The 24,319-nt window shown below is 63.4% G+C and carries 25 protein-coding genes; 20 read left to right on the top strand and 5 right to left on the bottom strand.

What is annotated here, in order from left to right; all coding sequences use genetic code 11:
- Positions 1-13 precede the first annotated feature (13 nt).
- From hisD to B5E60_RS04865, 10 genes are all read left to right on the top strand, one after another.
- A complete protein-coding gene (hisD, locus tag B5E60_RS04910; RefSeq protein WP_239403233.1) occupies positions 14-1,375 on the top strand; it encodes a histidinol dehydrogenase in 1,362 nt (453 codons plus the stop codon).
- Positions 1,372-2,406, top strand: coding sequence for a histidinol-phosphate transaminase (gene hisC / locus B5E60_RS04905; protein WP_087309936.1), 1,035 nt, complete (start codon positions 1,372-1,374; stop codon positions 2,404-2,406). Before hisD ends, hisC begins: the two co-directional genes overlap by 4 nt.
- Positions 2,403-3,530 (top strand): bifunctional histidinol-phosphatase/imidazoleglycerol-phosphate dehydratase HisB, encoded by a 1,128-nt coding sequence (gene hisB / locus B5E60_RS04900; RefSeq protein ID WP_087309934.1) that lies wholly within the window; start codon positions 2,403-2,405, stop codon positions 3,528-3,530. The genes hisC and hisB overlap by 4 nt, the downstream gene beginning before the upstream one ends.
- On the top strand, positions 3,527-4,237 hold the full coding sequence (locus tag B5E60_RS04895; protein ID WP_087309933.1) for an imidazole glycerol phosphate synthase subunit HisH: 711 nt from the start codon (positions 3,527-3,529) through the stop codon (positions 4,235-4,237). The genes hisB and B5E60_RS04895 overlap by 4 nt, the downstream gene beginning before the upstream one ends.
- Before the next feature lie 77 nt (positions 4,238-4,314).
- Complete coding sequence (gene hisA, locus B5E60_RS04890) at positions 4,315-5,046, top strand: 1-(5-phosphoribosyl)-5-[(5-phosphoribosylamino)methylideneamino]imidazole-4-carboxamide isomerase (protein ID WP_087309931.1); 732 nt, start codon at positions 4,315-4,317, stop codon at positions 5,044-5,046.
- Positions 5,028-5,780: an imidazole glycerol phosphate synthase subunit HisF gene (gene hisF, locus B5E60_RS04885; protein ID WP_087309929.1), complete on the top strand. Its 753-nt coding sequence runs from the start codon at positions 5,028-5,030 to the stop codon at positions 5,778-5,780. Before hisA ends, hisF begins: the two co-directional genes overlap by 19 nt.
- A 152-nt stretch (positions 5,781-5,932) precedes the next feature.
- Positions 5,933-6,553, top strand: a complete 621-nt coding sequence (hisIE, locus tag B5E60_RS04880) for a bifunctional phosphoribosyl-AMP cyclohydrolase/phosphoribosyl-ATP diphosphatase HisIE (RefSeq protein WP_087309927.1) — start codon at positions 5,933-5,935, stop codon at positions 6,551-6,553.
- 187 nt (positions 6,554-6,740) lie between these two features.
- Positions 6,741-6,956 carry a Sec-independent protein translocase subunit TatA/TatB gene (locus tag B5E60_RS04875; protein WP_087309925.1) on the top strand — a complete coding sequence of 72 codons (216 nt, stop codon included), beginning with the start codon at positions 6,741-6,743 and terminating at the stop codon, positions 6,954-6,956.
- Positions 6,957-7,198: 242 nt separating this feature from the next.
- Positions 7,199-8,083, top strand: a complete 885-nt coding sequence (gene tatC, locus B5E60_RS04870; protein ID WP_239403232.1) for a twin-arginine translocase subunit TatC — start codon at positions 7,199-7,201, stop codon at positions 8,081-8,083.
- Between the two features lie 156 nt (positions 8,084-8,239).
- Positions 8,240-8,611 (top strand): DUF3127 domain-containing protein, encoded by a 372-nt coding sequence (locus tag B5E60_RS04865; RefSeq protein ID WP_087309923.1) that lies wholly within the window; start codon positions 8,240-8,242, stop codon positions 8,609-8,611.
- Between the two features lie 293 nt (positions 8,612-8,904).
- On the opposite strand, the gene B5E60_RS04860 is transcribed toward B5E60_RS04865, so the two are convergent.
- The 4 genes from B5E60_RS04860 to B5E60_RS04845 all read right to left on the bottom strand — a co-directional run bounded on the left by B5E60_RS04860 (position 8,905) and on the right by B5E60_RS04845 (position 13,263).
- Positions 8,905-10,014: an FKBP-type peptidyl-prolyl cis-trans isomerase gene (locus tag B5E60_RS04860; protein WP_087309921.1), complete on the bottom strand. Its 1,110-nt coding sequence runs from the start codon at positions 10,012-10,014 to the stop codon at positions 8,905-8,907.
- An 88-nt stretch (positions 10,015-10,102) separates the two neighbouring features.
- The gene (locus tag B5E60_RS04855) at positions 10,103-10,807 is read right to left on the bottom strand and encodes an FKBP-type peptidyl-prolyl cis-trans isomerase N-terminal domain-containing protein (RefSeq protein WP_087310089.1); all 705 of its coding nucleotides are present in this window, start codon (positions 10,805-10,807) and stop codon (positions 10,103-10,105) included.
- Between the two features lie 4 nt (positions 10,808-10,811).
- Positions 10,812-12,206 (bottom strand): Na+/H+ antiporter NhaA, encoded by a 1,395-nt coding sequence (gene nhaA, locus B5E60_RS04850; protein ID WP_087309919.1) that lies wholly within the window; start codon positions 12,204-12,206, stop codon positions 10,812-10,814.
- A 19-nt stretch (positions 12,207-12,225) separates the two neighbouring features.
- A complete protein-coding gene (locus B5E60_RS04845) occupies positions 12,226-13,263 on the bottom strand; it encodes an agmatinase family protein (RefSeq protein ID WP_087309917.1) in 1,038 nt (345 codons plus the stop codon).
- Between the two features lie 174 nt (positions 13,264-13,437).
- On the opposite strand from B5E60_RS04845, the gene B5E60_RS04840 reads away from it, so the two are divergent.
- The 8 genes from B5E60_RS04840 to B5E60_RS04805 all read left to right on the top strand — a co-directional run bounded on the left by B5E60_RS04840 (position 13,438) and on the right by B5E60_RS04805 (position 20,644).
- On the top strand, positions 13,438-14,433 hold the full coding sequence (locus B5E60_RS04840; protein WP_087309915.1) for a 4-phosphoerythronate dehydrogenase: 996 nt from the start codon (positions 13,438-13,440) through the stop codon (positions 14,431-14,433).
- 47 nt (positions 14,434-14,480) lie between these two features.
- Positions 14,481-15,716, top strand: a complete 1,236-nt coding sequence (locus B5E60_RS04835; RefSeq protein WP_087309913.1) for a quinone-dependent dihydroorotate dehydrogenase — start codon at positions 14,481-14,483, stop codon at positions 15,714-15,716.
- Positions 15,717-15,720: 4 nt separating this feature from the next.
- Positions 15,721-16,974, top strand: coding sequence for a competence/damage-inducible protein A (locus B5E60_RS04830; protein WP_087309911.1), 1,254 nt, complete (start codon positions 15,721-15,723; stop codon positions 16,972-16,974).
- Between the two features lie 341 nt (positions 16,975-17,315).
- Entirely contained in the window at positions 17,316-17,549 is a 234-nt protein-coding gene (rpmB, locus tag B5E60_RS04825) for a 50S ribosomal protein L28 (protein ID WP_087309909.1), read from the top strand.
- A gap of 15 nt (positions 17,550-17,564) precedes the next feature.
- Positions 17,565-17,747 (top strand): 50S ribosomal protein L33, encoded by a 183-nt coding sequence (gene rpmG / locus B5E60_RS04820; protein ID WP_087309907.1) that lies wholly within the window; start codon positions 17,565-17,567, stop codon positions 17,745-17,747.
- 13 nt (positions 17,748-17,760) lie between these two features.
- Positions 17,761-17,919 carry a DUF4295 domain-containing protein gene (locus B5E60_RS04815; protein ID WP_087309905.1) on the top strand — a complete coding sequence of 53 codons (159 nt, stop codon included), beginning with the start codon at positions 17,761-17,763 and terminating at the stop codon, positions 17,917-17,919.
- Positions 17,920-18,202: 283 nt separating this feature from the next.
- The gene (locus B5E60_RS04810) at positions 18,203-19,402 is read left to right on the top strand and encodes a glycosyltransferase (RefSeq protein ID WP_087310087.1); all 1,200 of its coding nucleotides are present in this window, start codon (positions 18,203-18,205) and stop codon (positions 19,400-19,402) included.
- 6 nt (positions 19,403-19,408) lie between these two features.
- Positions 19,409-20,644, top strand: coding sequence for a glycosyltransferase family 4 protein (locus B5E60_RS04805; protein ID WP_087309903.1), 1,236 nt, complete (start codon positions 19,409-19,411; stop codon positions 20,642-20,644).
- Between the two features lie 346 nt (positions 20,645-20,990).
- Here the strand turns inward: B5E60_RS04805 and B5E60_RS04800 are convergent, their stop codons facing one another.
- On the bottom strand, positions 20,991-21,887 hold the full coding sequence (locus B5E60_RS04800; protein ID WP_087309901.1) for a hypothetical protein: 897 nt from the start codon (positions 21,885-21,887) through the stop codon (positions 20,991-20,993).
- Positions 21,888-21,979: 92 nt separating this feature from the next.
- Between B5E60_RS04800 and ftsY the strand changes: the two genes are divergently transcribed.
- Complete coding sequence (gene ftsY, locus B5E60_RS04795) at positions 21,980-22,981, top strand: signal recognition particle-docking protein FtsY (protein WP_087309899.1); 1,002 nt, start codon at positions 21,980-21,982, stop codon at positions 22,979-22,981.
- Positions 22,968-24,266, top strand: coding sequence for a 30S ribosomal protein S12 methylthiotransferase RimO (gene rimO, locus B5E60_RS04790; protein ID WP_087309897.1), 1,299 nt, complete (start codon positions 22,968-22,970; stop codon positions 24,264-24,266). Before ftsY ends, rimO begins: the two co-directional genes overlap by 14 nt.
- Positions 24,267-24,319 lie beyond the last annotated feature (53 nt).

Raw genomic sequence — 24,319 nt, 5'->3', positions numbered from 1 at the left:
AACGTTGCAAGCCATGAACGACATGAATACGACCGAAAACAGCGCGATGCTGACCATCTACGACAATCCGCCCCGCAGCGCGTGGGGCACACTGACCGAACGCTGCACGCGCCGCGAGGAGGAGATCACCCGACAGGTGGAGGAGATCCTCGAAGAGGTGCGCACGGGAGGCGACCGGGCCCTGTGCGACATCACGGAACGCATCGAGGGGCGGCGGCCCGAAGCGTTCGAGATTCCGGCCGAGACGGTGGAGGCGGCCGCCGGAGAGCTCTCCGACGCGATGAAACAGGCCCTCGACACGGCCCGTGCGAATATCGAGACCTTCCACCGGGCGCAGTTGCCCGCCGAGGTGCGCATCGAGACAATGCCGGGCGTAACCTGCCTGCAGCGCGCCGTGGCCATCGACCGCGTGGGGCTCTACATTCCCGGCGGGCGGGCACCGCTCTTCTCGACGGTGCTGATGCTGGCCTTACCGGCCCGGGTGGCGGGCTGCCGCGAGGTGATCCTCTGCACCCCGGCCCGTGCGGACGGGAGCGTCGCCCCGGAGATCCGCTACGCGGCGCGGCTCTGCGGCGTGACACACCTCTTTGCCGTCGGCGGAGCCCAAGCCATTGCCGCCATGGCCTACGGCACGGAGAGCATTCCGCGTGTAGAGAAGATCTTCGGTCCGGGAAACCGCTACGTGACGAAGGCCAAACAGCTGGTCGGCGCCCGTGACGTGGCGATCGACCTCCCGGCCGGCCCTTCGGAGGTGCTGGTGCTGGCCGACGACAGCGCCTCGCCGGAGTTCGCCGCCGCCGACCTGCTCTCGCAGGCCGAACACGGCGGCGACAGCCAGGCGGTGCTGGTCTGCGCCTCGACGGAGTTCGCCCGGGCCACGCAGCGGGCCGTTGCTGAGCAGCTGACCCGGCGGCGCCGTGCCGCAATCATCCGCGAGGCGCTGCAACAGAGCCGGATCATCGTCCTCACGGACCGCGAAGAGCGCATCGCCTTCTCGAACGCCTACGCCCCGGAGCACCTGATCCTCACGATGGAGTCGCCGTGGGAGGCGGCCGCCGGGATCACCTCGGCCGGAAGCGTCTTCATCGGCCGCTGGTCGACCGAGAGCGCCGGCGACTACGCCTCGGGGACGAACCACACCCTCCCGACCGGAGGCTGGGCCCGTTCGTGCAACGGCGTGAATGTCGACTCCTACCTGCGGAAGATCACCTTCCAGGAGCTGACGCGCGAGGGGCTCCGGCGCCTGGCCCCGACCATCGAGGCGATGGCCATGGCCGAGGGACTTGACGCCCATGCCGACGCCGTCCGCATCCGGCTCGAATCAGCCGAAGCTCCGAACGATACGCTTAACCCGCAAAATCCGAAGCGATCATGAGACCCCTTGACGAGCTGGTCCGGCCGAATATCCGGACCCTGCAATCCTACTCTACGGCCCGCGACGAGTACGCCGGCGGGGAGATCTCCACGTGGCTCGACGCCAACGAAAGTCCCTATGACAACGGGGTGAACCGCTACCCGGATCCCCACCAGCGGGAGTTGAAACGCCGGATTGCCGTCCTGAAGGGGGTTCGCGAGGGGCAGATCTTCCTGGGCAACGGCAGCGACGAGGCGATCGACCTCGCCTACCGGATCTTCTGCACGCCGGGGCGCGACAACGCCGTCTCGATCGCGCCGACCTACGGCATGTACCGCGTGGCGGCCGACACGAACGACGTCGAGATGCGCGAGGTGGCGCTCGGCGACGACTTCGCGCTGCCGACCGACGCGCTGCTCGCAGCGGCCGACGAGCGCACGAAGCTGCTGTGGATCTGCTCGCCGAACAACCCCACGGGCAACGCCTTTCCGGCCCGCGAAATTGAACGGCTGCTGCGCGAGTTCCCGGGGATGGTCCTCCTGGACGAAGCCTACATCGACTTCGCCTCGAAGCCGGGATTTCTCAGCCGGCTCGACGAGTTTCCGAATCTCATCATCCTGCAGACCCTCTCCAAAGCGTGGGGCATGGCCGGGCTGCGTCTCGGACTGGCCTTTGCGGCGGAGCCCGTGGCGGAGCTCTTCGCCCGGGTGAAGTACCCCTACAACATCAACGGTCCGACGCAGCGCGAGGTCCTCGAACGCCTCACGCAGCCGATCACGGCGCAGATCGCCGAACTTCGCCGCGAGCGGCTCCGCACGGCGCGGGCGCTGGCCGGCTGCCGGGCTATCGAACGGGTCTACCCCTCGGAGGCCAACTTCCTGCTGGTGCGCACCGCGGCGCCCGACCGCCTCTACGAGGCGTTGATCCGCGCCGGGGTGATCGTCCGCAACCGCTCGCGCGTGGCGGGCTGCGCAGGGTGCCTGCGCATCACCGTCGGCCGTCCCGAGGAAAACGACCTGCTGATCCGAACCATCCAAAATTTCCAACCATGAAAAAAGCCCTCTTCATCGACCGCGACGGCACGATCCTCGCGGAACCCGCCGACGAGCAGATCGACAGCCTCGAAAAGATGCGCTTCGTACCGGGTGCCATCTCGGGGCTGAAGGCCCTCTCGGGACTCGGTTTCGAGCTGGTGCTGGCCACCAACCAGGACGGTCTGGGCACCGACTCCTTCCCCGAGGCGGACTTTTGGCCCGCCCACGAGAAGATGCTCGCGACGCTTGGCGGCGAAGGGATCGTCTTCGACGACCAGCTCATCGACCGCACCTTCGAGCGCGACAACGCCCCGACGCGCAAACCCCGCACCGGGATGTTCGCCCGATACCTGAACGGGTCGTACGACCTCGCATCGAGCTACGTGATCGGCGACCGCGTGACGGACCTTCTGCTGGCCCGCAACCTCGGGGCCCGCGGCGTCCTGCTGCGGCCCGCGGCCGAGGGGCGGCGGATGGTGGAGGAGGCCGGCGTGGCGGAGAGCTGCGCGCTGGTGAGCGATTCGTGGGCCGAGGTAGCGGAGTTCATCCGCCGCGGGGAGCGGCAGGTCGACCTGCGGCGCCAGACACGCGAGACGCAGATCCGCGTGCGGCTGGACCTCGACGGCCGCGGCGACTTCAACGACCGCATCTCGACGGGCCTCCACTTCCTGGACCACATGCTCTCGCAGATTGCCCACCACGGCGGCGTCTCGCTCTCGGTCGAGGCCCACGGCGACCTGGAGGTCGACGAGCACCATACCGTGGAGGATGTCGCCATCACCCTGGGCGAGGCCATCGACCGCGCGCTGGGTTCGAAGGCCGGCATCGCCCGCTACGGATTCGCCCTGCCGATGGACGACTGCCGGGCGCTGGTGCTGCTCGACTTCGGCGGGCGCATCGACTTCGAGTGGGAGGCCGAATTCCGCCGCGAACGGGTAGGCGACGTCCCGACCGAACTGTTCCGCCACTTCTTCCACTCGCTGTGCTGCGCCGCACGGTGCAACCTCCACATCGCGGCCCGCGGCGAGAACGAACACCACAAGGCCGAAGCCATCTTCAAGGCCTTCGCCCGGGCACTGCGCATGGCCGTGCGGCGCGAAGGTTTCGGATACGACATACCCAGCAGCAAAGGAGTCCTATGATAGCCGTCGTCGATTACGATACGGGCAACCTGCGATCGGTTGCCGATGCCCTGCGGCGGGCCGGTGCGGAGTTCACGCTCACGGCCGATGCCGCTCAGCTGCGCTGCGCCGAGCGGGTGATCCTCCCGGGCGTGGGCGAAGCCTCGAGCGCCATGGCAAAACTCCGCGAACGGGGGCTGGACGAGGTGCTGCCGACGCTGACGTGCCCCGTGCTGGGCATTTGCATCGGCATGCAGTTGCTGTGCCTCTCGAGCGAGGAGGGGCGGGCGGAGTGTCTGGGGATCTTCCCCACACGGGTGCGGCGCCTCCCCACCACCGCCGTAGAGGAAATCCTCCACGAAGCGGCGGCCAGCCCGACCCTCCCGGATACGGCCCCGCCGGCCGCCACACCGACCGGCCGCCACACCGACCGGCCTCTTCCCGAAACATCCGATGCCGACTCCCGGCTGAAGGTCCCCCACGTGGGCTGGGATACGATCGAAGGGTTGCGCTCGCCGCTCTTCGAGGGGATTCCCGAACAGAGCTACGTCTACTACGTCCACTCCTATGCGGCGGAGCTCTGTCCGGCTACAATCGCCACGACCGACTACGCACGACGCTTCAGCGCGGCACTCCGGCGCGACAACTTCTACGGCACGCAGTTCCACCCCGAAAAGAGCGGCACAACGGGGGCCCGGATCCTGCAGAACTTCCTGAATCTGAAGTAAGGCGCTGCCGCCCGACTCCGAACCGGCAACCTTCCACCGATACGACCGGACATATCCACCACAAACCACGAAAAACCATGAACATCACCCTCATACCGGCCATGGACCTCATCGAGGGCCAGTGCGTACGCCTCACGCAGGGCGACTACGCCAGCCGGAAAGTCTACAGCAAGGATCCGCTCGAGACGGCACTCCGCTTCGAAGGGGCGGGCATCGGCCGCCTCCACGTGGTCGACCTCGACGGTGCGAAGGCCTCCGAACCGCGTAACCTCCGCACGCTGGAGCGCATTGCCTCGCGCACGGAGCTCGACATCGAGTACGGCGGCGGCATCAAGAGCCGCGAGGCGCTGCACGACGTCTTCAACGCCGGCGCCCGGCGGGCCATCTGCGGCAGCGTGGCCGTGCGGCAACCGGAGTGGTTCGCCGCATGGCTCGGAGAGTTCGGCCCCGGGCGGATGATCCTCGGCGCCGACCTGCGCGACGGCAAGGTGGCCCTGCTGGGATGGCTCGAAGAGTCGACGGCAACGGCCGACGAACTGATCAAACGCTTCCTGCCGCAGGGCCTCGCGCAGGTCATCTGCACCGACATCTCGCGCGACGGCATGCTCTGCGGCCCCGGTGCGGAGCTCTACACCCGGCTGCAGGAGCAGTTCCCGACGGTCGAGGTCACGGTCAGCGGCGGCATCTCGTCGATGGACGACATCCGCCGCCTCGACACTTTGGGACTGCGGAGCGTCATCATCGGCAAGGCGCTCTACGAAGGACGTATCACCCTGGAGGAAATAGAACGATGCTTGCAAAACGAATAATACCCTGTCTGGACATCCGCGACGGTCAGACCGTCAAGGGGATTCACTTCGAGGATCTGCGCCGCGTCGGCGACCCCGTGGAACTCGGGGCCAAGTACGCCGCCGAAGGGGCCGACGAACTGGTCTACCTCGACATCAGCGCCTCGCAGGAGGGGCGCCGCACCTTCACCGATCTGGTTTCGCGCATCGCCGCCCGCATCGACATCCCCTTCACCGTCGGCGGCGGCATCGCCTCGGTCGACGACGCCGGACGGCTGCTCGATGCCGGGGCCGACAAGGTGACGGTCAACAGCGCCGCCGTCGGAAACCCCGCGCTGATCGACTCGATCGCCTCGAAATACGGTTCGCAGTTCGTCGTCGTGGCGATCGACGCCCGGCAGATCGACGGCCGCTGGCGGGTGACGACCCACGGCGGACGACATCTGACCGAGCGCGAACTCTTCACGTGGGCCCGCGAGGCCGTCGATCGCGGCGCCGGTGAGATCCTCTTCACCTCGATGGACCACGACGGCACGAAGAACGGCTACCCGTGCGAGACCTTCGCCCGGCTGGCCGAACTGCCCGTGCCGGTCATCGCCTCGGGCGGAGCCGGCACCGTCGGCCACATCGCCGAGGTGCTCACCCGCGGCGGAGCCGACGCCGCACTGGCCGCCAGCATCTTCCACTACGGAGAGATTCCGATTCCGCGCCTGAAGCGGGAGCTCCGTGAGCGCGGCATCCCCGTCCGCCTCTGAAGCTGCTCCCCGGACCATCCGAACCATCCGCTCCTGCCGGACCTGTCGAGCGGACCAACCACGTCCGGTCTCCCGCGTCTGAACCGCTCCTGCCGCCCGACGCCCCGCAAAAACAAACCGACAAAAAACAAACCGACAAAAAAACAGATACCATGAAGATTTCAGGAATTTCCTTTTCGGAGCTCAACCTCGAAAAACTCCCCGGCGGGCTTGTTCCCGCCATCATCCAGGACGACCGCACGCTGCAGGTGCTCATGCTGGGTTACATGAACCGCGAGGCCTACGAGAAGACCCTCGCCGAGGGCCGCGTCACCTTCTACAGCCGCACGCGGCAGTGCCTCTGGACCAAGGGCGAGACCAGCGGCAACTGGCTCGAAGCGGTCTCGGTGGCCGCCGACTGCGACGCCGACACGCTGCTCGTGCGGGTCATCCCCCACGGCCCCACCTGCCACACCGGTGCACGCACCTGCTTCGGCAAGGCCACACCCGACGAAGAGGGCTTCATCCGCTACCTGCAGAGCGTCATCCAGGGACGCCACCGCGAGATGCCCGAAGGCTCCTACACCTCGCGTCTCTTCACGCGCGGCGTGAACAAGATCGCCCAGAAGGTCGGCGAAGAGGCCGTCGAGACGGTGATCGAAGCCGTGGCCGGCAACCGCGACGCCCTGGTCTACGAGGCTTCGGACCTGGTCTACCACCTGCTCGTGCTGCTCGAGGCCACCGGTCTGTCGATTGCCGATCTCGAGCGCGAACTGGCCCGGCGTCACGCCTGAATCCCCTCCGTCGGAGCGCAAAATTTCGTCTCCGCACGCGGATTTGTCCAAATAATCCGTATCTTTGTCGGAAAGAGCCCTCAGGGTGGATGCAGCGAGATACGCGGCACCTCCCCAGGGGCCCAAAACGGTCGACCGGCCACAAAATACGGTCAACGGATACAGAACCCTAAAAAAGTAGAAAGACATGTTTATCCCTTGTGGTGTAATCGGACCTCTCCAACTTGTCGTCATCGTGCTGGTCGTTCTGCTGCTCTTCGGCGGACGCAAGATTCCCGAATTGATGCGCGGCCTGGGCCGCGGCGTCAAGGAGTTCAAGGATGCCGTCAACAAGGACTACTCCGCCGAAGAGAATCAGGCCAACCGCAAAAACGATTCGTCGGGCAAGGAGTCCGAGAAGTAGCCGCCGTCCCGCGGCCGGTCCCGGATTCTCGTGCTCCGTCAACCCCGCACCGGTCCCGGGCCCCCGCACACCGTCAGCCCGGCCGGCCCCGGATCCCCGCACAGCGTCAGCCCCGTCACGCGGTCCGTTGCACGCCACGTTCCGCTGCTTCGCCGGGCAGCCCGTTCCGCCGCTTCCGCCGCTCCGACCCGCCGGCCTCACCCGTCGATGTCTGAACTCCGCCGTCAAACGCCATCCGCCGCATGAAACACCCCGAACCCGACTCCTCGGAGATGACCTTCTTCGAGCACCTCGACGCCCTGCGCCCCCATCTGGTACGCGGGGCGCTGGCCATCGTCCTCATCGGCATCGCAGCATTCCTCTGCAAGGGCTTCATCATCGACACCGTCCTCTTCGGACCCCGGCAGGCCGACTTCCCCACCAACCGGCTGCTCTCGTGGATCGGCGCCGAATGGGCCCACCTGGCCGAATGGCTCAATGCCACGCTCGGAACCTCGTTCGACACATCGGTCGCCTCGTTCGAAATTGCTTCGGACCGCTTCCAGGTGATCAACACCTCGCTGGCCGGACAGTTCAATCTCCACATGAAGATCTCGCTCGTCGCGGGCATCGCCCTGGCCATGCCCTACGTGCTGTGGGAGTTCTGGCAGTTCGTACGGCCGGCCCTCACCCCGCGCGAGATTGCCGGCACACGCTGGTTCGTCACCGCCGTCTCGGGGTGCTTCTTCACGGGGCTGCTCTTCGGATACTTCATCATGGTGCCGCTGTCGATCAACTTCTTCGCCAACTACCAGGTCAGCCCCGAGATTACCAACATGATCGACATCGGCGACTACCTCTCGACAGTCATTGTCGTCTCGATGGCCTGCGCCTTCATGTTCGAACTGCCGCTGCTGATCTACTTCCTCTCGCGCATGGGGATCGTCTCGGCAGCCTTTCTGAAGCGCTACCGCCGCCACGCCTTCGTCATTCTGCTCGTCATCTCGGCCATCATCACCCCGCCCGACATCTTCAGCCTGGTGCTGGTGATCATCCCCCTCTACGGGCTCTACGAACTGAGCATCCGCCTGGCCGAGCGCATCGAGCGCAAACACCCCCGCCAGAGCAGGCCCGACGACGAGGATTGAGGTTCAATCCCGCGGGACCGGACTCCCGAAGATGGAAAATTCAAGGTTCCGGGACGCGGAATCGCAAAATTTGCCTATCTTTGCAGGAGCACCGCGCCGGAGTCCCTTTCCGCACGGTCTGCAGAGGAGACAATCACCAAAAAACGATACGAAATTATGGAATTCGAAGGAACCGTCTACAAAATACTGCCGGTCACGAAGGGCACTTCGGCCCGCGGTGAGTGGCAGCGTCAGGATGTGGTTTTTGAGATGAACGAGGGATCGTTCACCCGCAAGATCTGCGTCACGTTCTTCAACAAGCCCGACGATGTGGCCCGGCTGAAGGAGGGTGCCGCCTATACCGTCTCGGTCAACATCGAGTCGCGCGAATACAACGGCCGCTGGTACACCGACGTGCGTGCCTGGCGCATCCAGCCCAGGCAGCAGGAGCCGGCCGCCGCAGCACCGATGCCCGACATGCCTCCCATCGTCGAGGAACCCTCCTACGCCTCGACTCCCTCCCAGGAGGTCGACGACCTCCCCTTCTGAGTCCGAGGGGCCGCAGAGAGAGGGGTCGCAGAGAGAGGGGTCGCAGAGAGAGAAAGGGGCCGTAGTGTGAGGGAAGGGGCCCGCTGGCTGAGAGAGGGGCCGCAGAAAAAGAGGGCTGCTGAGAGAGGAACCGCAGAGAGAGGGCAGAGAGAGGAACTTGCTGAGAAGGGCCTCTGAGAAGGGCCTCTGAAAGAAGGCGGTACCTTGACGTCAGAAGCCCACAACGGAACGCCAAACAAAAAATCCCGGAATGCCGCAAGCATTCCGGGATTTTTTATCGCTGACGTGGAACCTTATTTGGCAAGGGGCTCAACGGCGGGAGCTGCAGCCGTCGAATCGGCCGGAGCCGGTTCCTCGTAGGGAGTTACGTCGATCAGCTCGACCTCGAACTCAAGCGCCTCGTTGGGACCGATGTCACGACCGGCGCCACGCTGTCCATAGGCCAGATCGGAGGGGATCCAGAGCGTGATCTTGCCACCCTTGCCCACAAGCTGCAGACCCTCGGTCCAACCCGGAATCACGCGATTGAGCGGGAACTCCACGGGCTCGTCCTTGTCATAGCTGTCCGGACGCTGCTTCTTGAGAATCTCCTGCTGCTCCTTGGGACGGTTGGCGAACTTCGACGTATCGAAGACCTTGCCCTCACGCGTGCGGCCCGTGTAGTGCACCTTCACCACGTCGCGCGGATCCTTGGCCATCATCGTCGTATCGCCCATCTCGGTCACCTTGTAGAGCAAACCCGATTCGGTCTTCTTCACGCCCGACTTCTTCTCGATCTTCTCCAGCCAGGTCTTCGAAGCTTCGGCATTCTCGGCCGGACGCTTTACCATGAAGTAGTACTGCAGGTACTGGTTCACGGCATCCTCATCCATCTTGGCGTTCTTGTCGCGGACGTTCTGCATGGCCTCGCAGATCCATACCAGCTGAACCGGCATACCGCTGTTGGCGATGTTGTAGCCGATGTCGTTACCGAAGGCATAGGAGAGCTGTGTACGCTCCTCCTCCGACTCGAACATCTCGGGATCGGCGGCCGGATACTCGACCTTGGTCGAATCGCCGCCGGCCAGACGTACGCTGTCGGCCTCGGCACGCTTCTTGGCAATGGCGCGGGCACGCTCGCCGCGCTTCGACATGAAGTATTCGCGCAGCATGTCAAGCGACTCGTCGTGCGGCTGCGAGGCCTTGTCCAGAGCCCCCTCGCGGATACCCTTGTCGACAGCCTTGAAATCGAACGGAATGTCCTTCATCTCATAGTTGATGCCGTAGCCGATGTTCGCACCCAGGGCGTACGACAGCGAATCGAACTTCGACAGGCTGCCCATCTCGACTCCGGTCTTGTTGCCCCCGCAGGAGGCAAGCATCGCCGCACCTGCAAGCGCTGCGGCAAAAAAGACTCTTTTCATGGTTGTTTTTGAATATGTATGTTGAATGTTTTTTCGCACGCGCAAAGATAGTAAAATATTGGATAATGACCGATTTTCTTCGCGCAAATTATCGACGGCGGAACCGATCGGCATACTTGTCCAGATCGAGCAGCTCGATTTGATAGCAGAGCGTCGTGTTGGGACCGATTCCGAGCGTCTTGTCACCGTCGGCGCCGTAGGTGACCGACGAGGGCATCCAGGCATTGATGCGGCCGCCCACGCCGATCAGTTTCAGACTCTCCTGCACGCCGCGGTTCAGGTCGCGCAGCGTCGAACGCACCGTATCGCCACGTTCGTACGAGGAGAGGATCTCCCGTCCGTCGGCCGTGCGGATCACCCAGCGCAGCGCCACGCTGTCGCGGTCCGACACGGGGATCCGGTTCTGGTCACCGACCTCCTCGACCGTATAGGTCACACCCGACGAGGTGCGTGCATACGAACGGTTCGATTTGGCGATATCCTCAAGGAACCGCTCCTCGTAGGCCCGGGCTTTCTCCGGGAGGGCGTAGTTCACGTAGCTCAGATAAAAGGTCTCGGCCTCGGAGGTTGTCAGGACGGGCTGCCCGGCGAAGATATCCCGGATGCCCGCACACACCGCCTCGACGTTGAGTGTCGAGTCCATGCGCTGCAGATTCAGCCCCACGTTCATGCCGATGACGTAGGCCACCGAGTCCACGTCGTTGCGGAGTTTCACACCCCCGCCGCCCGACTTTTTCGAGCACGAGCCCCCCAGCAGGGCCACCGCCGGGAGGATCCAAAGCAGGTTTTTCATCGTTTTATGCATTGTTTTGTAGCTTTTTCGTTTTTCGCGAGAAGAGCAGGATCAGCACGCTTCCGGCAACGGCCGCGGCGACCGATCCCATCAGGATCGAGATCTTGCCCCGGTCGACGAGTGCCTGATCGTCGAAGGCCAGCGAATCGACGAAGAGCGACATCGTGAAGCCGATACCGCCCAGACAGGCCACGGCCAGCAGCATCCGCCACGAGGTTCCCTCGGGCAGTTCGGCCAGTCCCGCACGCACGGCGCCCCAGCTGGCCAGAAAGATTCCGAGCGGTTTGCCGACCAGCAGTCCGAAAAAGATGCCCATGCCGACGGCCCCCGTTTCGGCCGAACGGTGGAAGATATCGAAATAGGCTGCCGAGGAGATCTCCACCCCGGCGTTGGCCAGCGCGAAGACCGGCATGATGAGGAAGGCCACATAGGGGGCCAGGGCGTGCTCCAGGCGGTAGCTCATCCCCACCGACTGACTCGTGAGGTTGTGGATGCGCCGCAGATAGAAACGCTGCTCCTCGTTGGGGAAATCCTCGTGCGTGGCGGCCCGCACCACCCGGGCGTTGAGCCACTTCATCTTGTGGGCGAAATACTCCCGGCTGTAACGCGGCTGCATGGGGATCAGCAACGCCATGGCCACCCCCGAGATGGTCGAGTGCACGCCCGAATAGTAGAACAGCCCCCAGACCACGACGGCCGGAAGCAGATAGGCGAACATGCGCTTTTCGCCCATTCGGTTCATCACGTAGACCCCGGCCATGATCAGCAGGGCCAGCACCAGACACGTCAGCTCGACGTGCCCGCCGTAGAAGAGGGCAATGACCAGCACGGCCCCCAGATCGTCGGCCACGGCCAGTGCCGTGAGGAAGATCTTGAGCGACGCCGGGACGCGGTCGCCCAGCATCGAGAGCACCCCGACGGCAAAGGCGATGTCGGTGGCCGTGGGGATTCCCCAGCCGTTGACGGCCTCCGTACCGTGGTTGAACGCCAGAAAGATGAGCGCCGGAGCGAGCATGCCGCCCGCCGCGGCCAGCACCGGGAGGATGGCCCGACGCACCGAAGAGAGCTGTCCGCAGACCACCTCGCGCTTGATCTCCAGCCCCACGGCGAAGAAGAAGATGACCATCAGACCGTCGTTGACGAACTTCTCGACGGTCATGCCCCGCGGGAACAACCAGTTGATCACGCCGTCGGGCGAACGCACCAGCAGCGAGAGATCCGTCTCCAGCAGATGGTGGTAGTAGATCTTCGTGGCCGGGAGGTTGGCCAGCAGCATGGCTGCGACCACGCAGACGAGCAGCACGGCGCCGCCCGCCCAAGGGGCCTCGAGAAAGAGTTGTCCGCGCAGGCTCATCAGGTGTCGCCGGCGGACCCAGCGGAACTTCGAAAAGAGTCTCATCGTTTCAGCAAAGGCAGGTCTATTCGTTGGACTTGAGTGTCAGCGAGCAGAGTTTCCACAAGATGCGTGCCCCGGTGATGGCGTCGATGCGCCCCTCGGGGGCCGGGCAGACCTCCACCACGTCGAAGCCGATGATCCGCCGCCCCGACTCGACCAGCGTATGGAGCAGCCAGACGGCCTCGTTGAAGCTCAACCCGCCGCAGACGGGCGTCCCGGTATGGGGACAGTTGTCGAAGCTCAGACCGTCGATATCGAAGCTCACGTAGACCTCCCGGGGCAGTTCGGCGACGATACGGCGGCACTGTTCGTCCCACGTCTGGCCGCGGAAACGCCCGCCGGCCAGCTCCAGGTCCCCGAACGAGACGACGCGCTCGTCGGCCTCGGCCAGCGCCGCCTCCGTGGCGCTGAAGTCGCGCACGGCCACCTGCACCAGGCGCCGCACCTGCTCCACGTCGCGCAGGACGTTGTACATGATCGAGGCGTGCGAGTATTCGAACCCTTCGTAGGCTTCGCGCAGATCGCGGTGGGCGTCGACGTGCAGGATGCCGAACTCCGCGTGGCGCGCCCCCAGCGCACGGATCAGTCCGTAGGGGGTCGAGTGGTCGCCGCCAACCAGACCGACCAGCCGTCCCTGGTCGAGCCAGCGGGCGGCCTGTGCCTCGATGTTGGCATTCAGGGCACGGCTCCCCTCGTTCACGCGGCGGATCTTGCGCACGACATAGTCGTCGTCGATCTCACCGCCCCCTTCGAGGTGGTCGATCACCCGTTCGGCATCGCTGCGCAGGCGCTGCGACTGCTCCTGGATCGTGTAGTCGATATCGGCCGTGGCAATGCCGCGGCGCCAGGCTCCGGGGGCCAGCGGTTCGTGAAAGTCGAGCTGCGTCGAGGCCTCGATGATGGCATCCGGCGCATAGGCCGTGCCGGCGCCGTAGGAGACCGTCACGTCCCACGGGGCCGAGATCAGCACCAGCGCCGAGGTTTCGGGTTCGAACGGAAGCCCGAAATAGCTCCCGGTGGCGACACCTACGCCGTCCGGATCGAAGGTTTTCTGTTCCATAATATGCGTTTGAAAGACAAAGGTACGAATTTTTGCCCAAACCGACGGAGGCGGGCGGCAAAAATCCCGCACAAAACCGCCATTTTGACCGTCGTGTACACTCTGTCGACTATTTTGCTATATTTGCGCACCCGCAGCGGGCCGCCGAGGCCCGGCCGTAAACCGTCATACGCCATGAAAGTCATTGTCGATCAAGCCATCCCCTTTCTGAAGGGCGTTCTGGAACCCTTCGCCGAAGTACGCTACCGCCCCGGACGGGGGTTCACGCCCGAGGAGGTGCGCACGGCCGACGCCCTGGTGATCCGCACGCGGACACGCTGTGACAGCCGCCTGCTCGAGGGTTCGCGCGTCGGGATGATCGCCACGGCCACCATTGGATTCGACCACATCGACCTCGCGTGGTGCGCCCGCCACGGCATCGAGGTGGCCACGGCCGCCGGATGCAACGCCCGCGGCGTACTGCAGTGGGTGGGCGCCGTGCTGGCCACGCTCGCGCGCCGCGAGGGATGGCGCCCCGAGGAGCGGACACTGGGCATCGTCGGCGTGGGACACGTCGGCTCGCTGGTCAAGAGCTACGCAGAGTCGTGGGGTTTCCGCGTCGTGTGCTGCGACCCGCCGCGCGAGGAGCGCGAGCGGTGCGGCTTCCTGACGCTCGAAGAGGTGGCCCGGCAGGCCGATCTGCTCACCTTCCATACGCCGCTCGACGCCTCGACCCGCCACATGGCCGACGCCCGGCTCTTCCGGATGATGCGCCCCGGCGCCGTGGTGATCAACTCCTCGCGCGGCGAGGTGGTCGACGGCGAGGCCCTGCCGAAGAGCGGCCTACGCTGGGTGCTCGACGTCTGGGAGCACGAGCCGGCGCTCGATCCCGTGCTGCTCGATGGAGCGCTGCTCGCCACGCCCCATATCGCCGGCTACTCGATGCAGGGCAAGGCCAACGCCACGACCATGGCCGTAGCCGCCGTGAGCCGCCACTTCCACCTGCCGCTCGAAGGGTGGTATCCGCCGCAGGTCGAACGCTCCGAGCCCCGGCCCGTCAGCTGGGAGGAGCTCTGCCGCACCATCCCGCAACACTACGACATCGAGGCCGAAAGCGCGCGTCTGAAACAACACCCCGAAACCTTCGAGACGCTGCGCGACAACTACGCCTATCGGCGTGAGTATTTTTGACTTGGGCCGTTCAGCATAACCGTTTTTTCACTACCTTTGCCCGCGATATGTACCGCAAGCTTATAAAACCGCTGCTCTTCTCGCTCTCGATCGAGCGGGCGCACCGGATCGTGGTGCTCTTCCTGCGCATCATCGGGCTCATCCCCGGCGGACGCTGGCTGCTGCACAAGTGCTATGCCGTGGAGCACCCCTCGCTCGAACGCGAGGTCTTCGGCATCCGCTTCAAGAACCCCGTGGGGCTGGCCGCCGGCTTCGACCGCAACGGTGAAGCCTATCGCGAACTGGCCGCCATGGGCTTCGGATTCGTCGAGATCGGCACCGTCACGCCGCGCTCCCAGCCGGGCAATCCGCGGCCGCGGGTCTTCCGCCTGCCCAAGGACCGCGCCATCATCAACCGCATCGGCTTGGCCAACCGCGGTCTGGAGGTCACCATCCGCCACCTGCGCCGCCCGCACGACGGCGTAATCGTGGGCTGCAACATCGGCAAAAACACCAGCACCCTCCCCGAAAACGCATCGGCCGACTACCTGAAGGTCTTCCGCAACCTCTACCAATACGTGGACTATTTCACCGTCAACGTCAGCTGCGACAACGCCTGCCGCGAAGGAACGACCCATACCCGGGAGTACATCCTGCGGATCCTCGACCCGCTGTTCGACTTCCGCCGCGGGCAGAACCAATACCGGCCGATCATGCTCAAGGTCTCGCCCGACATGCCCGACGAGGTGGTTGACCGCGTGGCGGACATCCTGCTCGAGACGCCGCTCGACGGCATCGTCGCCACCAACGGCACCTACCGCCGCGAAGGACTGCAGACGAGCCGCGCCTCGATCGAGAAGATCGGCAGCGGCCGGCTGAGCGGAGCCCCCCTGACCCGTCGGGCCGTCGAGATCGTCCGCCGCATCCACACCCGCTCGGGCGGCACCTATCCGATCATCGGCGTCGGAGGTCTGATGACCCCCGAAGATGTCCGGGCGATGCTCGATGCCGGAGCCGACCTGGTGCAGCTCTACACGGGTTATATCTACGAAGGACCGGGGCTCGTGGGCCGCATCTGCCGCCAGCTGATCGCCGACGGGCTGCAGAGCCAGACCGAGGCGGCCCGCACCGTTTCGGAGAGCTCCGCAGCCAAACCGGCCGACACCGAGGCTTCTGCCGACACCGACGGCCGGCCGCACCCCCATTCGGAACATACAGACTCCGGGCTCCCGGAGGCCACGCCCCGCACGGCCGGCCCTGCCGCCGCGCAGGCGGCTCCCGAAGAGTCCGGGAAACAGGCATAAAACCATGAAAGCAACGATCATTACCATCGGCGATGAGATTCTCATCGGCCAGATCGTGGATACCAATTCGGTCTCCATTGCCAAACACCTCAACTCGGCGGGCATCGTCGTGCGCGAGAAGATCTCGATCGGCGACGACCGCGAACAGATCCAGCAGTGCGTCGGCCGCGCCCTGGAGCAGTTCGAAGTGACGGTCATCACCGGCGGCCTCGGCCCCACGAAGGACGACATCACCAAAAAGACCCTGGCCGAAATGTTCCACAGCGGCATGCACTACGACCAGACGGTGGCCGACCATGTCGAGCGGATGCTCACGGCCCGCGGCATCGACTTCAACGAACTCAACCGTTCGCAGGCACTGGTCCCCGACTGCTGCACGGTGCTCTTCAACGCCCACGGCACGGCTCCCGGCATGTGGTTCGAACGCGACGGCCACGTGGTGGTCTCGCTGCCCGGCGTGCCGTTCGAAATGGAGCACCTGATGCAGGACGAGGTGATGCCCCGTCTGAAGGCCCGCTTCTCGCTGCGGCAGATCGTCCACCGTACGATGATCACCGCCGGACTGGCCGAATCGATGCTGGCCAAACGCATCGAAAGCTGGGAGAATGCCCTGCCGCCCTACCTCAAACTGGCCTATCTGCCCAATCCGGGCGCCGTACGGCTGCGCCTGTCGGCCTACGAGGTCGAGGGTGAGAGCGTCGCCCGCGAGATCGACCGCCAGTTCGAGAAGCTGCGCCAGCTGATCCCCCACAACGTCATCGGCTTCGAGACGGCCTCGATGCAGGAGCTTGTCCACGGCATCCTCACCGAACGCCACCTGACCCTGGCCACGGCCGAAAGCTGCACGGGCGGCACCATTGCCTCGCGCTTCACGGCCCTGCCGGGCGCCTCGGCCTACTTCCACTGCGGCGTGGTCTCCTACAGCAACGAGGCCAAGGTCGACGTGCTGGGCGTCCGCGCCGAGGACATCGCCCGCTACGGCGCGGTGAGTGAACAGGTGGCCCGCCAGATGGCCGAAGGAGCCCGCCGCGCAGGTCACGCCGACTACGCCGTGGCCACGACCGGTATCGCCGGCCCGACGGGCGGTTCGGCCGAGAAACCCGTCGGCACGGTCTGGATCGCCGTGGCTACCCCCACCGGCACACGGGCCGTCGTCAAGCAGTGCGGCACCGACCGCGGTCAGATCATCGACCGCGCCAGTGCTTTCGCCATCTCGCTGCTGCGCGACGCCCTCGACGGCGCGACGACCGAGCAGTAACCGCATAAACAACCGGACGGCACAGCGCCAACCCGGCGGAGAGAGAGGGGGGGGGGAAGGACCCGGCAGAACGGGAGAGAACCCGGCAGAGAGGGGCGGAGAGGAAAAGAGAACCCGGCGGAGAGAAGGGAAGAACCCGGCAGAGAGGGGCGGAGAGGGAAAGAGGACCCGGCGGGCAAAAGAAAAGCAGCCGCAGAAAAACACCGGATGAAAACGGCATCGCGGAAAATTACGGCCGGAAATAGGCGGCCGAACCGAAAAAAAGTCAACGCGCTTTGCGTTTTGACGAAAAGGTTGTATATTTGCAAGCCCAAAAAGGGCTTTAACAAAATTTTAGAACCATGAAAGTTTGCGAAATCACTGGCAAGGTGGCCGTTGTGGGCAACAACGTATCCCACTCCCACCACAAGACCAAACGCAAATTCAGTCCCAATCTGAAAACCAAGCGTTTCTGGTCCGAGCAGGAAGGCCGCTGGATCACCCTGAAGGTATCGGCCGCCGGTATGAAAACCATCAACAAGAAGGGGCTTGCAGTAGCCATGCGTGAGGCTGCCGCTCCCAAAAGCGTCTACTAAAATCAACTGTAACCCATGGCAAAGAAAGGCAACAGAGTGCAGGTAATTCTCGAGTGCACCGAGCAGAAAGAGAGCGGCGTTGCGGGAATGTCCCGTTACATCACCACCAAAAACAAGAAAAACACGCCCGAACGTCTCGAACGCAAAAAGTACAACCCGTTCCTCAAGCGTGTAACCTTACACCGTGAAATCAAATAGTTAGAAGAGCTCTATGGCAAAGAAAGTAGTCGCAACGCTGAAGACCGGTACAGGCAAGCAGTTCACCAAGTGCATCAAGATGGTCAAGTCCGACAAGACCGGAGCCTACATGTTCAAGGAGGGTATCATTGCCAACGACCAGGTGAAGGATTTCTTCGAAGAGAAGAAATAATCCGTATTTAAGAGTTGTTCTCTTAAATACAAAGGGCATCTCGCAAGGAGGTGCCCTTTGTGTATATGTGGGAGGGGAGGAGCGAGAAGCGCAGGCAAGGGGCGTGTCCCGTCGACAGTTCCGGCAACGGCTCCACCCCAACGCCATCCCACCGTCTCCCCCAGCGGTACGTCAGCGCCCCCGGAACGTGCTCACCACACCCTGCCGAGGATTTGGCGGTTCCGTTTGGCAGTCTCGACAAAAAGAGCTATCTTTAACGCAATTATCCGAAGCAGTGAACAACATGGACATCAAGACTATCGCTTTTCTGAACTGGCGATACCCGGGAGGGGGAGGAGAAACGGTAACCCATCACCTGGGACACTTCTTCTTGAAATACGGTTATCGGATTCTGGTCTACGGCGACCAGCTCAACGCGGATCTTATCACCGAGGCGGATCGGCAAGCCTTCACGATCCATGCCGTACCTCATCTGCCCAACGCCATAACTGTCGACAAGCAGGCCTTCTGCGAATCACTGAAGAAGGAAAATGTCGACTGTCTGATCGTCCAGGGCATCACCAACGCACCGTTCGAGGAGATCCGCCGCCAGGTAGGCTGCAAAATAATCTTCTGCCTGCACAGCATCCCAATGTGGGAAGTCTATGCCATTCGCAACAAACGGGTTCAGGATCTGCTGCGCAAGGATTTCGGATACCGAATGGAGTTTCTGCTGATCCGCCGTCCACTCAACCGGCTCACCAACAAGCCCAAACGGCGGACACTGAGGACCTATGCCAACATCCTGCCCTACGTCGACCGAATGGTCATGCTCTGCCCCGAATATCGGCAAGAGATGGAACAACTGCTGCGAAATTATCTCGGCCCGAAGCATGATATCCCGGCATCACGTTTCCTGTCGATCCCGAATCCGCTGCTTCCCCCCGAAGAGCCGGTACATACTCACAAGGAGAAGATCGTCCTCTATGTCGGGCGTCTGTGCTACGAAGACAAGCGAGTAGACCGTCTGCTCCGTATCTGGCACCAAATCGAACAGGCGGTTCCCGACTGGAAATTGCTGATCCTTGGACAGGGGGACGAAAAGGAGCAGCTGGAAAAGATGGCCCGACGGTTGAAACTCCGTCACGTCGAATTTTCGGGTTACCAAACAAATGTAGCCCCTTACTATCGCCGAGCCACGTTCGTCTGCCTGACCTCCAACTTCGAGGGACTTCCCATGTCGCTGCTCGAAGGGCAGCAATACGGTGCCATCCCCGTTTCCTTCGACTCCTTCGCCGCCATCCACAGCATCACCTGCCACGGCCAGGCCGGCATCGAGATCCCAGCCTTCAGTGAACGGGCCTATGCCCAACGGCTAAAGGAGGCGATGCTCGACGAGGAGGCCCAGACCCGGATGCGCGAACAGTGTTATCTGCAGGCGACCAACTACGATCTGGAACGAATCGGAGAAGAGTGGCTCAGACTTTTCAAGGAGCTGAACTGACATACCATGAAGAGAATCGCCTTCATCATCATCCGTTACGGCAAAGAGGTGAACGGTGGGGCCGAAGCCCACTGCCGCATGCTGGCCGAACGGCTGACTCCCTATTACGACGTCGAGGTGCTGACCACCACCATGCGGGTCTTCGACGACCGGTCGCAGGATTTTCCCGAGGGCATCACGATCGAAAACAAGGTTACGATCCGGCGGTTCAGCCCCCGGCCAATCAACGGTGAAGCTCACCGGCAACTCTATAAACGGGCAAAAAGGACACGGAGAATCCGGTTGTGGCTTCGGCGTGCGGGTCTTCTGTCGCTCATCTCCTCGCTCCACCCGGACTGGACGTCGGGGATCGAGGACGAGCGCCGTACCTTCGAATCACAGCCCGGCCACTCGCCGCAAATGATGGACTACATCCGGGACCACGGCAACAACTATCAGGCCCTGCTCTTCATGAACTACTATTTCAGCCAGACGGTTCTCGGAGCCACGATCGCCCCCGAAAAGAGCATTCTCATCCCGCTGGCCCACCCCAACCATTCGCTCTACTACGGCATCAGCGTCGGGATGTTTACCCGTGTAGCCCACATTGCCTTCAACACCCCGGCCGAGGAGCGGTTGTGCCGCCGGATCTTCGGCCGTTCGATGGCGCCGGGCAGCGTAGTAGGATGCGGCATCGAGGAGGTCGAACCGGCCGACTGGGACTCCGTACGAATGCGTTACGCCCTGCCCGAGCGGTACATCCTCTACCTGGGACGCGTCACGCGGCAGAAGATCGGCCGCATCATCCCCGAGTTTCTGAAATACAAACGGAAATACGGCGGCGATGTCAAGCTGGTGCTGGTCGGGGGCATCGATCCGGAGATCGAACGCCCCGATTCCGGGGAGGTCATTCTGACGGGATTTGTCGACGATGCCGAGAAGAGCGCCATCATCCGCCACGCCGCCCTGTTGATCAACCCTTCGGCCCAGGAGAGCCTTTCGCTGCTGATGCTCGAGGCGATGCAGAAACGCATTCCCGTGCTGGTGAACGGACAAAGCGAGGTGATGAAGGATCACTGCCGGTTGAGCGGTGCAGCGCTGTGGTACAATAACTGGCGTGACTTCCGGCGAAAACTGCACCGCCTGCTTGAAGACGGGGCACTGCGGCGGCAAATTGCCGAATGCGGTACGGCCTACGTCGAGAAATACTACTCCTGGGAGGTGATCATTCCCCGGCTGCGAGCCCTGATCGAGAGTCTCTGAGAGGGACCTGAGGCGGGGACAGGTTGACGGCAGGACCTTGTAGGACAACGGCAGAAAGGCACCAAATGGCGGCTGGAAGGTGACCGAGAGACAGCAAGGGAGAGGGGGGGGGCAACCCGACCGCATCACGACCGACCGCATCACGACCGACCCGGCAAAACCGGCTCTGCAAAATCCGGCTCTGCAAAATCCGGCTCTGCAAAATCCGGCCAGAACCCGCCAAAAAAGGACGGAACGCATGACAGCGTTCCGTCCTTTTCTGTTCTTACCGTACATGTCGAGAGGTCGCCCCCGATTCCCGGCCGAGGTCTCTTCTGCGCAGCCGTGTATCCGTCCCGGGTCCGCCTCAGAAACGGTGCACGGCCCGCACGAGGAACTTGTTATATTTCGGAATCTCCACCACGTACGGAGGTTCGATGCTCATGTGCGAGGTGTAGGCGTTCTTCTCATCCATCTCGGTCGACGAGAAGTAGTAGACCATCCGGTCCATACGTTTTCCGCCGGCATCCTTCAGGGCTTCGTTGAACTTGTTGCGGGCCTGACGGTCGTTGTGCAGACGCGAACCGCCGTTGTAGTTGTGGCCGATCGTCAGCAGTTCGTCAATCGAGGGGAGATACCACCCCTCGCCCTTGTCGCGGCACCACTTGAAGGCCGGGAAATCCTCCCACGAAAGGTTGTTCTCCTCGATGTAGCGGGCCACTCGGACCATGTTCTCCGCACCGTCGGTCCGGTCGTCGGCGCCGACCAGCCGCAGATCCGGTTTGCGGAATTCGCTCCAGTGGAGGTAGATCTCGTCGAGCGAAAGAACCAGGCCGTGGCGCTTGTCATCCGAAAGCAGGCACACAACCCCCTTCACGCCGTTGTAATCATACAACTCCCCGATCTCGTACTCCTTGAGCACATACTGCCCGCCGGCCGTCTGCGTCATGAGCGGTGCGGGGGCGACCTGCGGCTCCCCGGCAGGATTTGCGGCCTCGGGGACCGCCGGTACGGCAGGAACCGCCGCTCGCGTATAATACTCCATCTCGCCGTTGGCGTAGCGGATATAGTGGATCTCGGCCGTGGGCAGGAGATAGGTCGGACCCTCGGGATTGGAAAAGCGTTTGTAGCGGACACTCTCGGGCGAAATCTCGATCACCCGGGCCTCGATCTTCGTCGAGTCGATCTTCACGATCAGGTCCTGAGCAGAGGCTGCGAAAGCCCCGAAAAAGGCTGCCAGAAGCAGCAGTGCGATTCTTTTCATCTTCTCTGGTACGGGTTGTGCAGCAAAGATAACGCTTTTCCAAACATTCTTCGTATCTTTGTCGCAATTATGAACGCGTAAAAATTCCACACATGGCATTTTTCGATATTTTCCGCAAGAAACAGCAGGAGGCGCCCGCCTCCGAAGAGCAGCTCCGGAAGCAGCAGCAGGAGTTGGACGCCGGACTGGAGAAGACCAAGAGCGGTCTCTTCTCGAAGCTGGCGCGCGCCGTGGCCGGACGCTCGACGGTCGATGCCGACGTGCTCGACGACCTGGAGGAGGTGCTCATCACCTCGGACGTCGGCGTGGAGACCACCGTGAAGATCATCCGCCGCATCGAGGAGCGCGTTGCCCGCGACAAGTACATGAATACCTCCGAACTGCAGCGCATCCTGCGCGAGGAGATCACCGCGCTGCTTGAGGAGGCCCACGGCTCGGACACGCACTTCGGGCTCGACGCCCGCGAGGGCGAACCCTACGTGGTAATGGTTGTCGGGGTGAACGGCGCCGGCAAGACCACGACCATCGGCAAACTGGCCGCACAGCTCGTCAAGGCCGGGCGCAAGGTCTGGATCGGGGCGGCCGACACGTTCCGTGCCGCGGCCATCGACCAGCTGCAGGTCTGGGCCGACCGCGCCGGTGCCACGATGATTCACCAGCAGATGGGCTCCGACCCCGCGTCGGTGGCCTACGACACGCTCACCTCGGCCAAGGCCAACGGCGCCGACGTGGTGCTGATCGACACGGCCGGGCGTCTGCACAACAAGATCAACCTGATGAACGAGCTGACGAAGATCCGCAACGTCATGGGCAAGGTGATCCCCGGCGCCCCGCACGAGGTGATGCTCGTGCTGGACGGCTCGACCGGACAGAACGCCTTCGAACAGGCGCGGCAGTTCACCCAGGCCACGCAGGTCACCTCGCTGGCCATCACCAAGCTCGACGGCACGGCCAAGGGCGGCGTGGTGATCGGCATCAGCGACCAGTTCCACATCCCGGTGCGCTACATCGGCATCGGCGAGGGGATCGACCAGCTGCGCATCTTCGACCGCCGGGAGTTTGTCAACGCATTGTTCGGCCATGAAAAAGATTAACGTCATCACGCTCGGCTGCTCGAAGAACACCGTCGACAGCGAGCACCTCATGGCGCGGTTGGCCGCCGCGGGCTACGAGGTTCTTTTCGACAGCGACCGCACGGATGCCAAGGTGGTCGTGATCAACACGTGCGGCTTCATCGGCGACGCCAAGCAGGAGTCCATCGAGATGATCCTCCGCGCCGCCGAGGCCAAGAAGGCCGGACGCATCGAGCACCTCTTCGTCATCGGATGCCTCTCGGAGCGCTACGCCGACGAACTGCGCCGCGAGATTCCCGAAGTGGACGAATACTTCGGGGCCCGCACGTGGGACGGCATCGTCCGCGCACTGGGGGCCTCGGAGGATCCCGAGCTGGTGACCGAACGCCACCTCACCACGCCGAAACATTACGCCTACCTGAAGATCTCCGAGGGGTGCAACTGGAAATGCGGCTACTGCGCCATTCCGCTCATCCGCGGACCACACGTTTCCGTACCGATCGAGGAGCTGGAGGAGGAGGCCCGCAAACTGGCTGCCGCAGGCGTGCGCGAACTGATCGTCATCGCGCAGGACACCACCTATTATGGACTGGACCTCTACGGCAAACGCCGCCTGGGCGAGTTGCTGCGCCGTCTGTGCCGCATCGACGGCATCGAGTGGATCCGCCTCCACTACGCCTATCCGGCGGCCTTCCCCGAGGATGTGATCGAGGTGATGGCCTCGGAGCCCAAGATCTGCAAATACCTCGACATCCCGTTCCAGCACATCTCCGACGCACAGCTCTCGGCCATGCTGCGCCGCCACACGAAGGCCGAAGCGCTGGAGCTGATCCACAAACTACGTGCGGCGATCCCCGATCTGACGCTGCGCACGACGCTGCTTGTGGGCTATCCGGGCGAAACGGAGGCCGACTTCGAGGAGCTGCTCGACTTCGTGCGCGAGGTGCGCTTCGAGCGGCTCGGCGTCTTCGCCTACTCCGAGGAGGAGGGGACCTGGTCGGCCGAGAAACTCCGCAACGACGTCCCCGAGGAGGTCAAGCAGCAGCGCGTCGAGCGCATCATGGCGCTGCAGAACGAAATCTCGCTCGAGAACAACCGCCGCCGCGTGGGACGCGAGGAGCGGGTGCTGATCGACTCGCGCCAGGGCGACTGGTATGTGGGCCGCACGCAGTACGATTCGCCCGAGGTCGACCAGGAGATCCTCATCCCGGCCGGAGAGAAACGGCTGCTCAAGGGCCACTTCTACCGCGTGCGGATCGACGCGGCCGAGGACTACGATCTCTACGCTTCGCCCATCGGCAAATAAAATAATTTGTGTTTTATCCTTTTTTTGCTTACCTTTGAAAAAGCAAAACGGAC

This window comes from Alistipes sp. An116, from assembly GCF_002161005.1.
Classification (GTDB): Bacteria; Bacteroidota; Bacteroidia; order Bacteroidales; family Rikenellaceae; genus Alistipes; species Alistipes megaguti.
This window is presented reverse-complemented; position numbering and strand designations above follow the sequence as displayed.

Coding starts and splice junctions, on each gene's coding strand:
- rpmG (WP_087309907.1), top strand. CDS start 17,565: ATGGCAAAGAAAGGCAACAGAGTGCAGGTAATTCTCGAGTGCACCGAG.
- B5E60_RS04845 (WP_087309917.1), bottom strand. CDS start 13,263: ATGGAACAGAAAACCTTCGATCCGGACGGCGTAGGTGTCGCCACCGGG.
- nhaA (WP_087309919.1), bottom strand. CDS start 12,206: ATGAGACTCTTTTCGAAGTTCCGCTGGGTCCGCCGGCGACACCTGATG.
- ftsY (WP_087309899.1), top strand. CDS start 21,980: ATGGCATTTTTCGATATTTTCCGCAAGAAACAGCAGGAGGCGCCCGCC.
- B5E60_RS04875 (WP_087309925.1), top strand. CDS start 6,741: ATGTTTATCCCTTGTGGTGTAATCGGACCTCTCCAACTTGTCGTCATC.
- B5E60_RS04895 (WP_087309933.1), top strand. CDS start 3,527: ATGATAGCCGTCGTCGATTACGATACGGGCAACCTGCGATCGGTTGCC.
- tatC (WP_239403232.1), top strand. CDS start 7,199: ATGAAACACCCCGAACCCGACTCCTCGGAGATGACCTTCTTCGAGCAC.
- rpmB (WP_087309909.1), top strand. CDS start 17,316: ATGAAAGTTTGCGAAATCACTGGCAAGGTGGCCGTTGTGGGCAACAAC.
- B5E60_RS04810 (WP_087310087.1), top strand. CDS start 18,203: ATGGACATCAAGACTATCGCTTTTCTGAACTGGCGATACCCGGGAGGG.
- B5E60_RS04805 (WP_087309903.1), top strand. CDS start 19,409: ATGAAGAGAATCGCCTTCATCATCATCCGTTACGGCAAAGAGGTGAAC.
- B5E60_RS04835 (WP_087309913.1), top strand. CDS start 14,481: ATGTACCGCAAGCTTATAAAACCGCTGCTCTTCTCGCTCTCGATCGAG.
- B5E60_RS04800 (WP_087309901.1), bottom strand. CDS start 21,887: ATGAAAAGAATCGCACTGCTGCTTCTGGCAGCCTTTTTCGGGGCTTTC.
- hisF (WP_087309929.1), top strand. CDS start 5,028: ATGCTTGCAAAACGAATAATACCCTGTCTGGACATCCGCGACGGTCAG.
- hisA (WP_087309931.1), top strand. CDS start 4,315: ATGAACATCACCCTCATACCGGCCATGGACCTCATCGAGGGCCAGTGC.
- hisB (WP_087309934.1), top strand. CDS start 2,403: ATGAAAAAAGCCCTCTTCATCGACCGCGACGGCACGATCCTCGCGGAA.
- B5E60_RS04860 (WP_087309921.1), bottom strand. CDS start 10,014: ATGAAAAGAGTCTTTTTTGCCGCAGCGCTTGCAGGTGCGGCGATGCTT.
- B5E60_RS04815 (WP_087309905.1), top strand. CDS start 17,761: ATGGCAAAGAAAGTAGTCGCAACGCTGAAGACCGGTACAGGCAAGCAG.
- B5E60_RS04865 (WP_087309923.1), top strand. CDS start 8,240: ATGGAATTCGAAGGAACCGTCTACAAAATACTGCCGGTCACGAAGGGC.
- B5E60_RS04840 (WP_087309915.1), top strand. CDS start 13,438: ATGAAAGTCATTGTCGATCAAGCCATCCCCTTTCTGAAGGGCGTTCTG.
- hisC (WP_087309936.1), top strand. CDS start 1,372: ATGAGACCCCTTGACGAGCTGGTCCGGCCGAATATCCGGACCCTGCAA.
- hisIE (WP_087309927.1), top strand. CDS start 5,933: ATGAAGATTTCAGGAATTTCCTTTTCGGAGCTCAACCTCGAAAAACTC.
- rimO (WP_087309897.1), top strand. CDS start 22,968: ATGAAAAAGATTAACGTCATCACGCTCGGCTGCTCGAAGAACACCGTC.
- B5E60_RS04830 (WP_087309911.1), top strand. CDS start 15,721: ATGAAAGCAACGATCATTACCATCGGCGATGAGATTCTCATCGGCCAG.
- B5E60_RS04855 (WP_087310089.1), bottom strand. CDS start 10,807: ATGAAAAACCTGCTTTGGATCCTCCCGGCGGTGGCCCTGCTGGGGGGC.
- hisD (WP_239403233.1), top strand. CDS start 14: ATGAACGACATGAATACGACCGAAAACAGCGCGATGCTGACCATCTAC.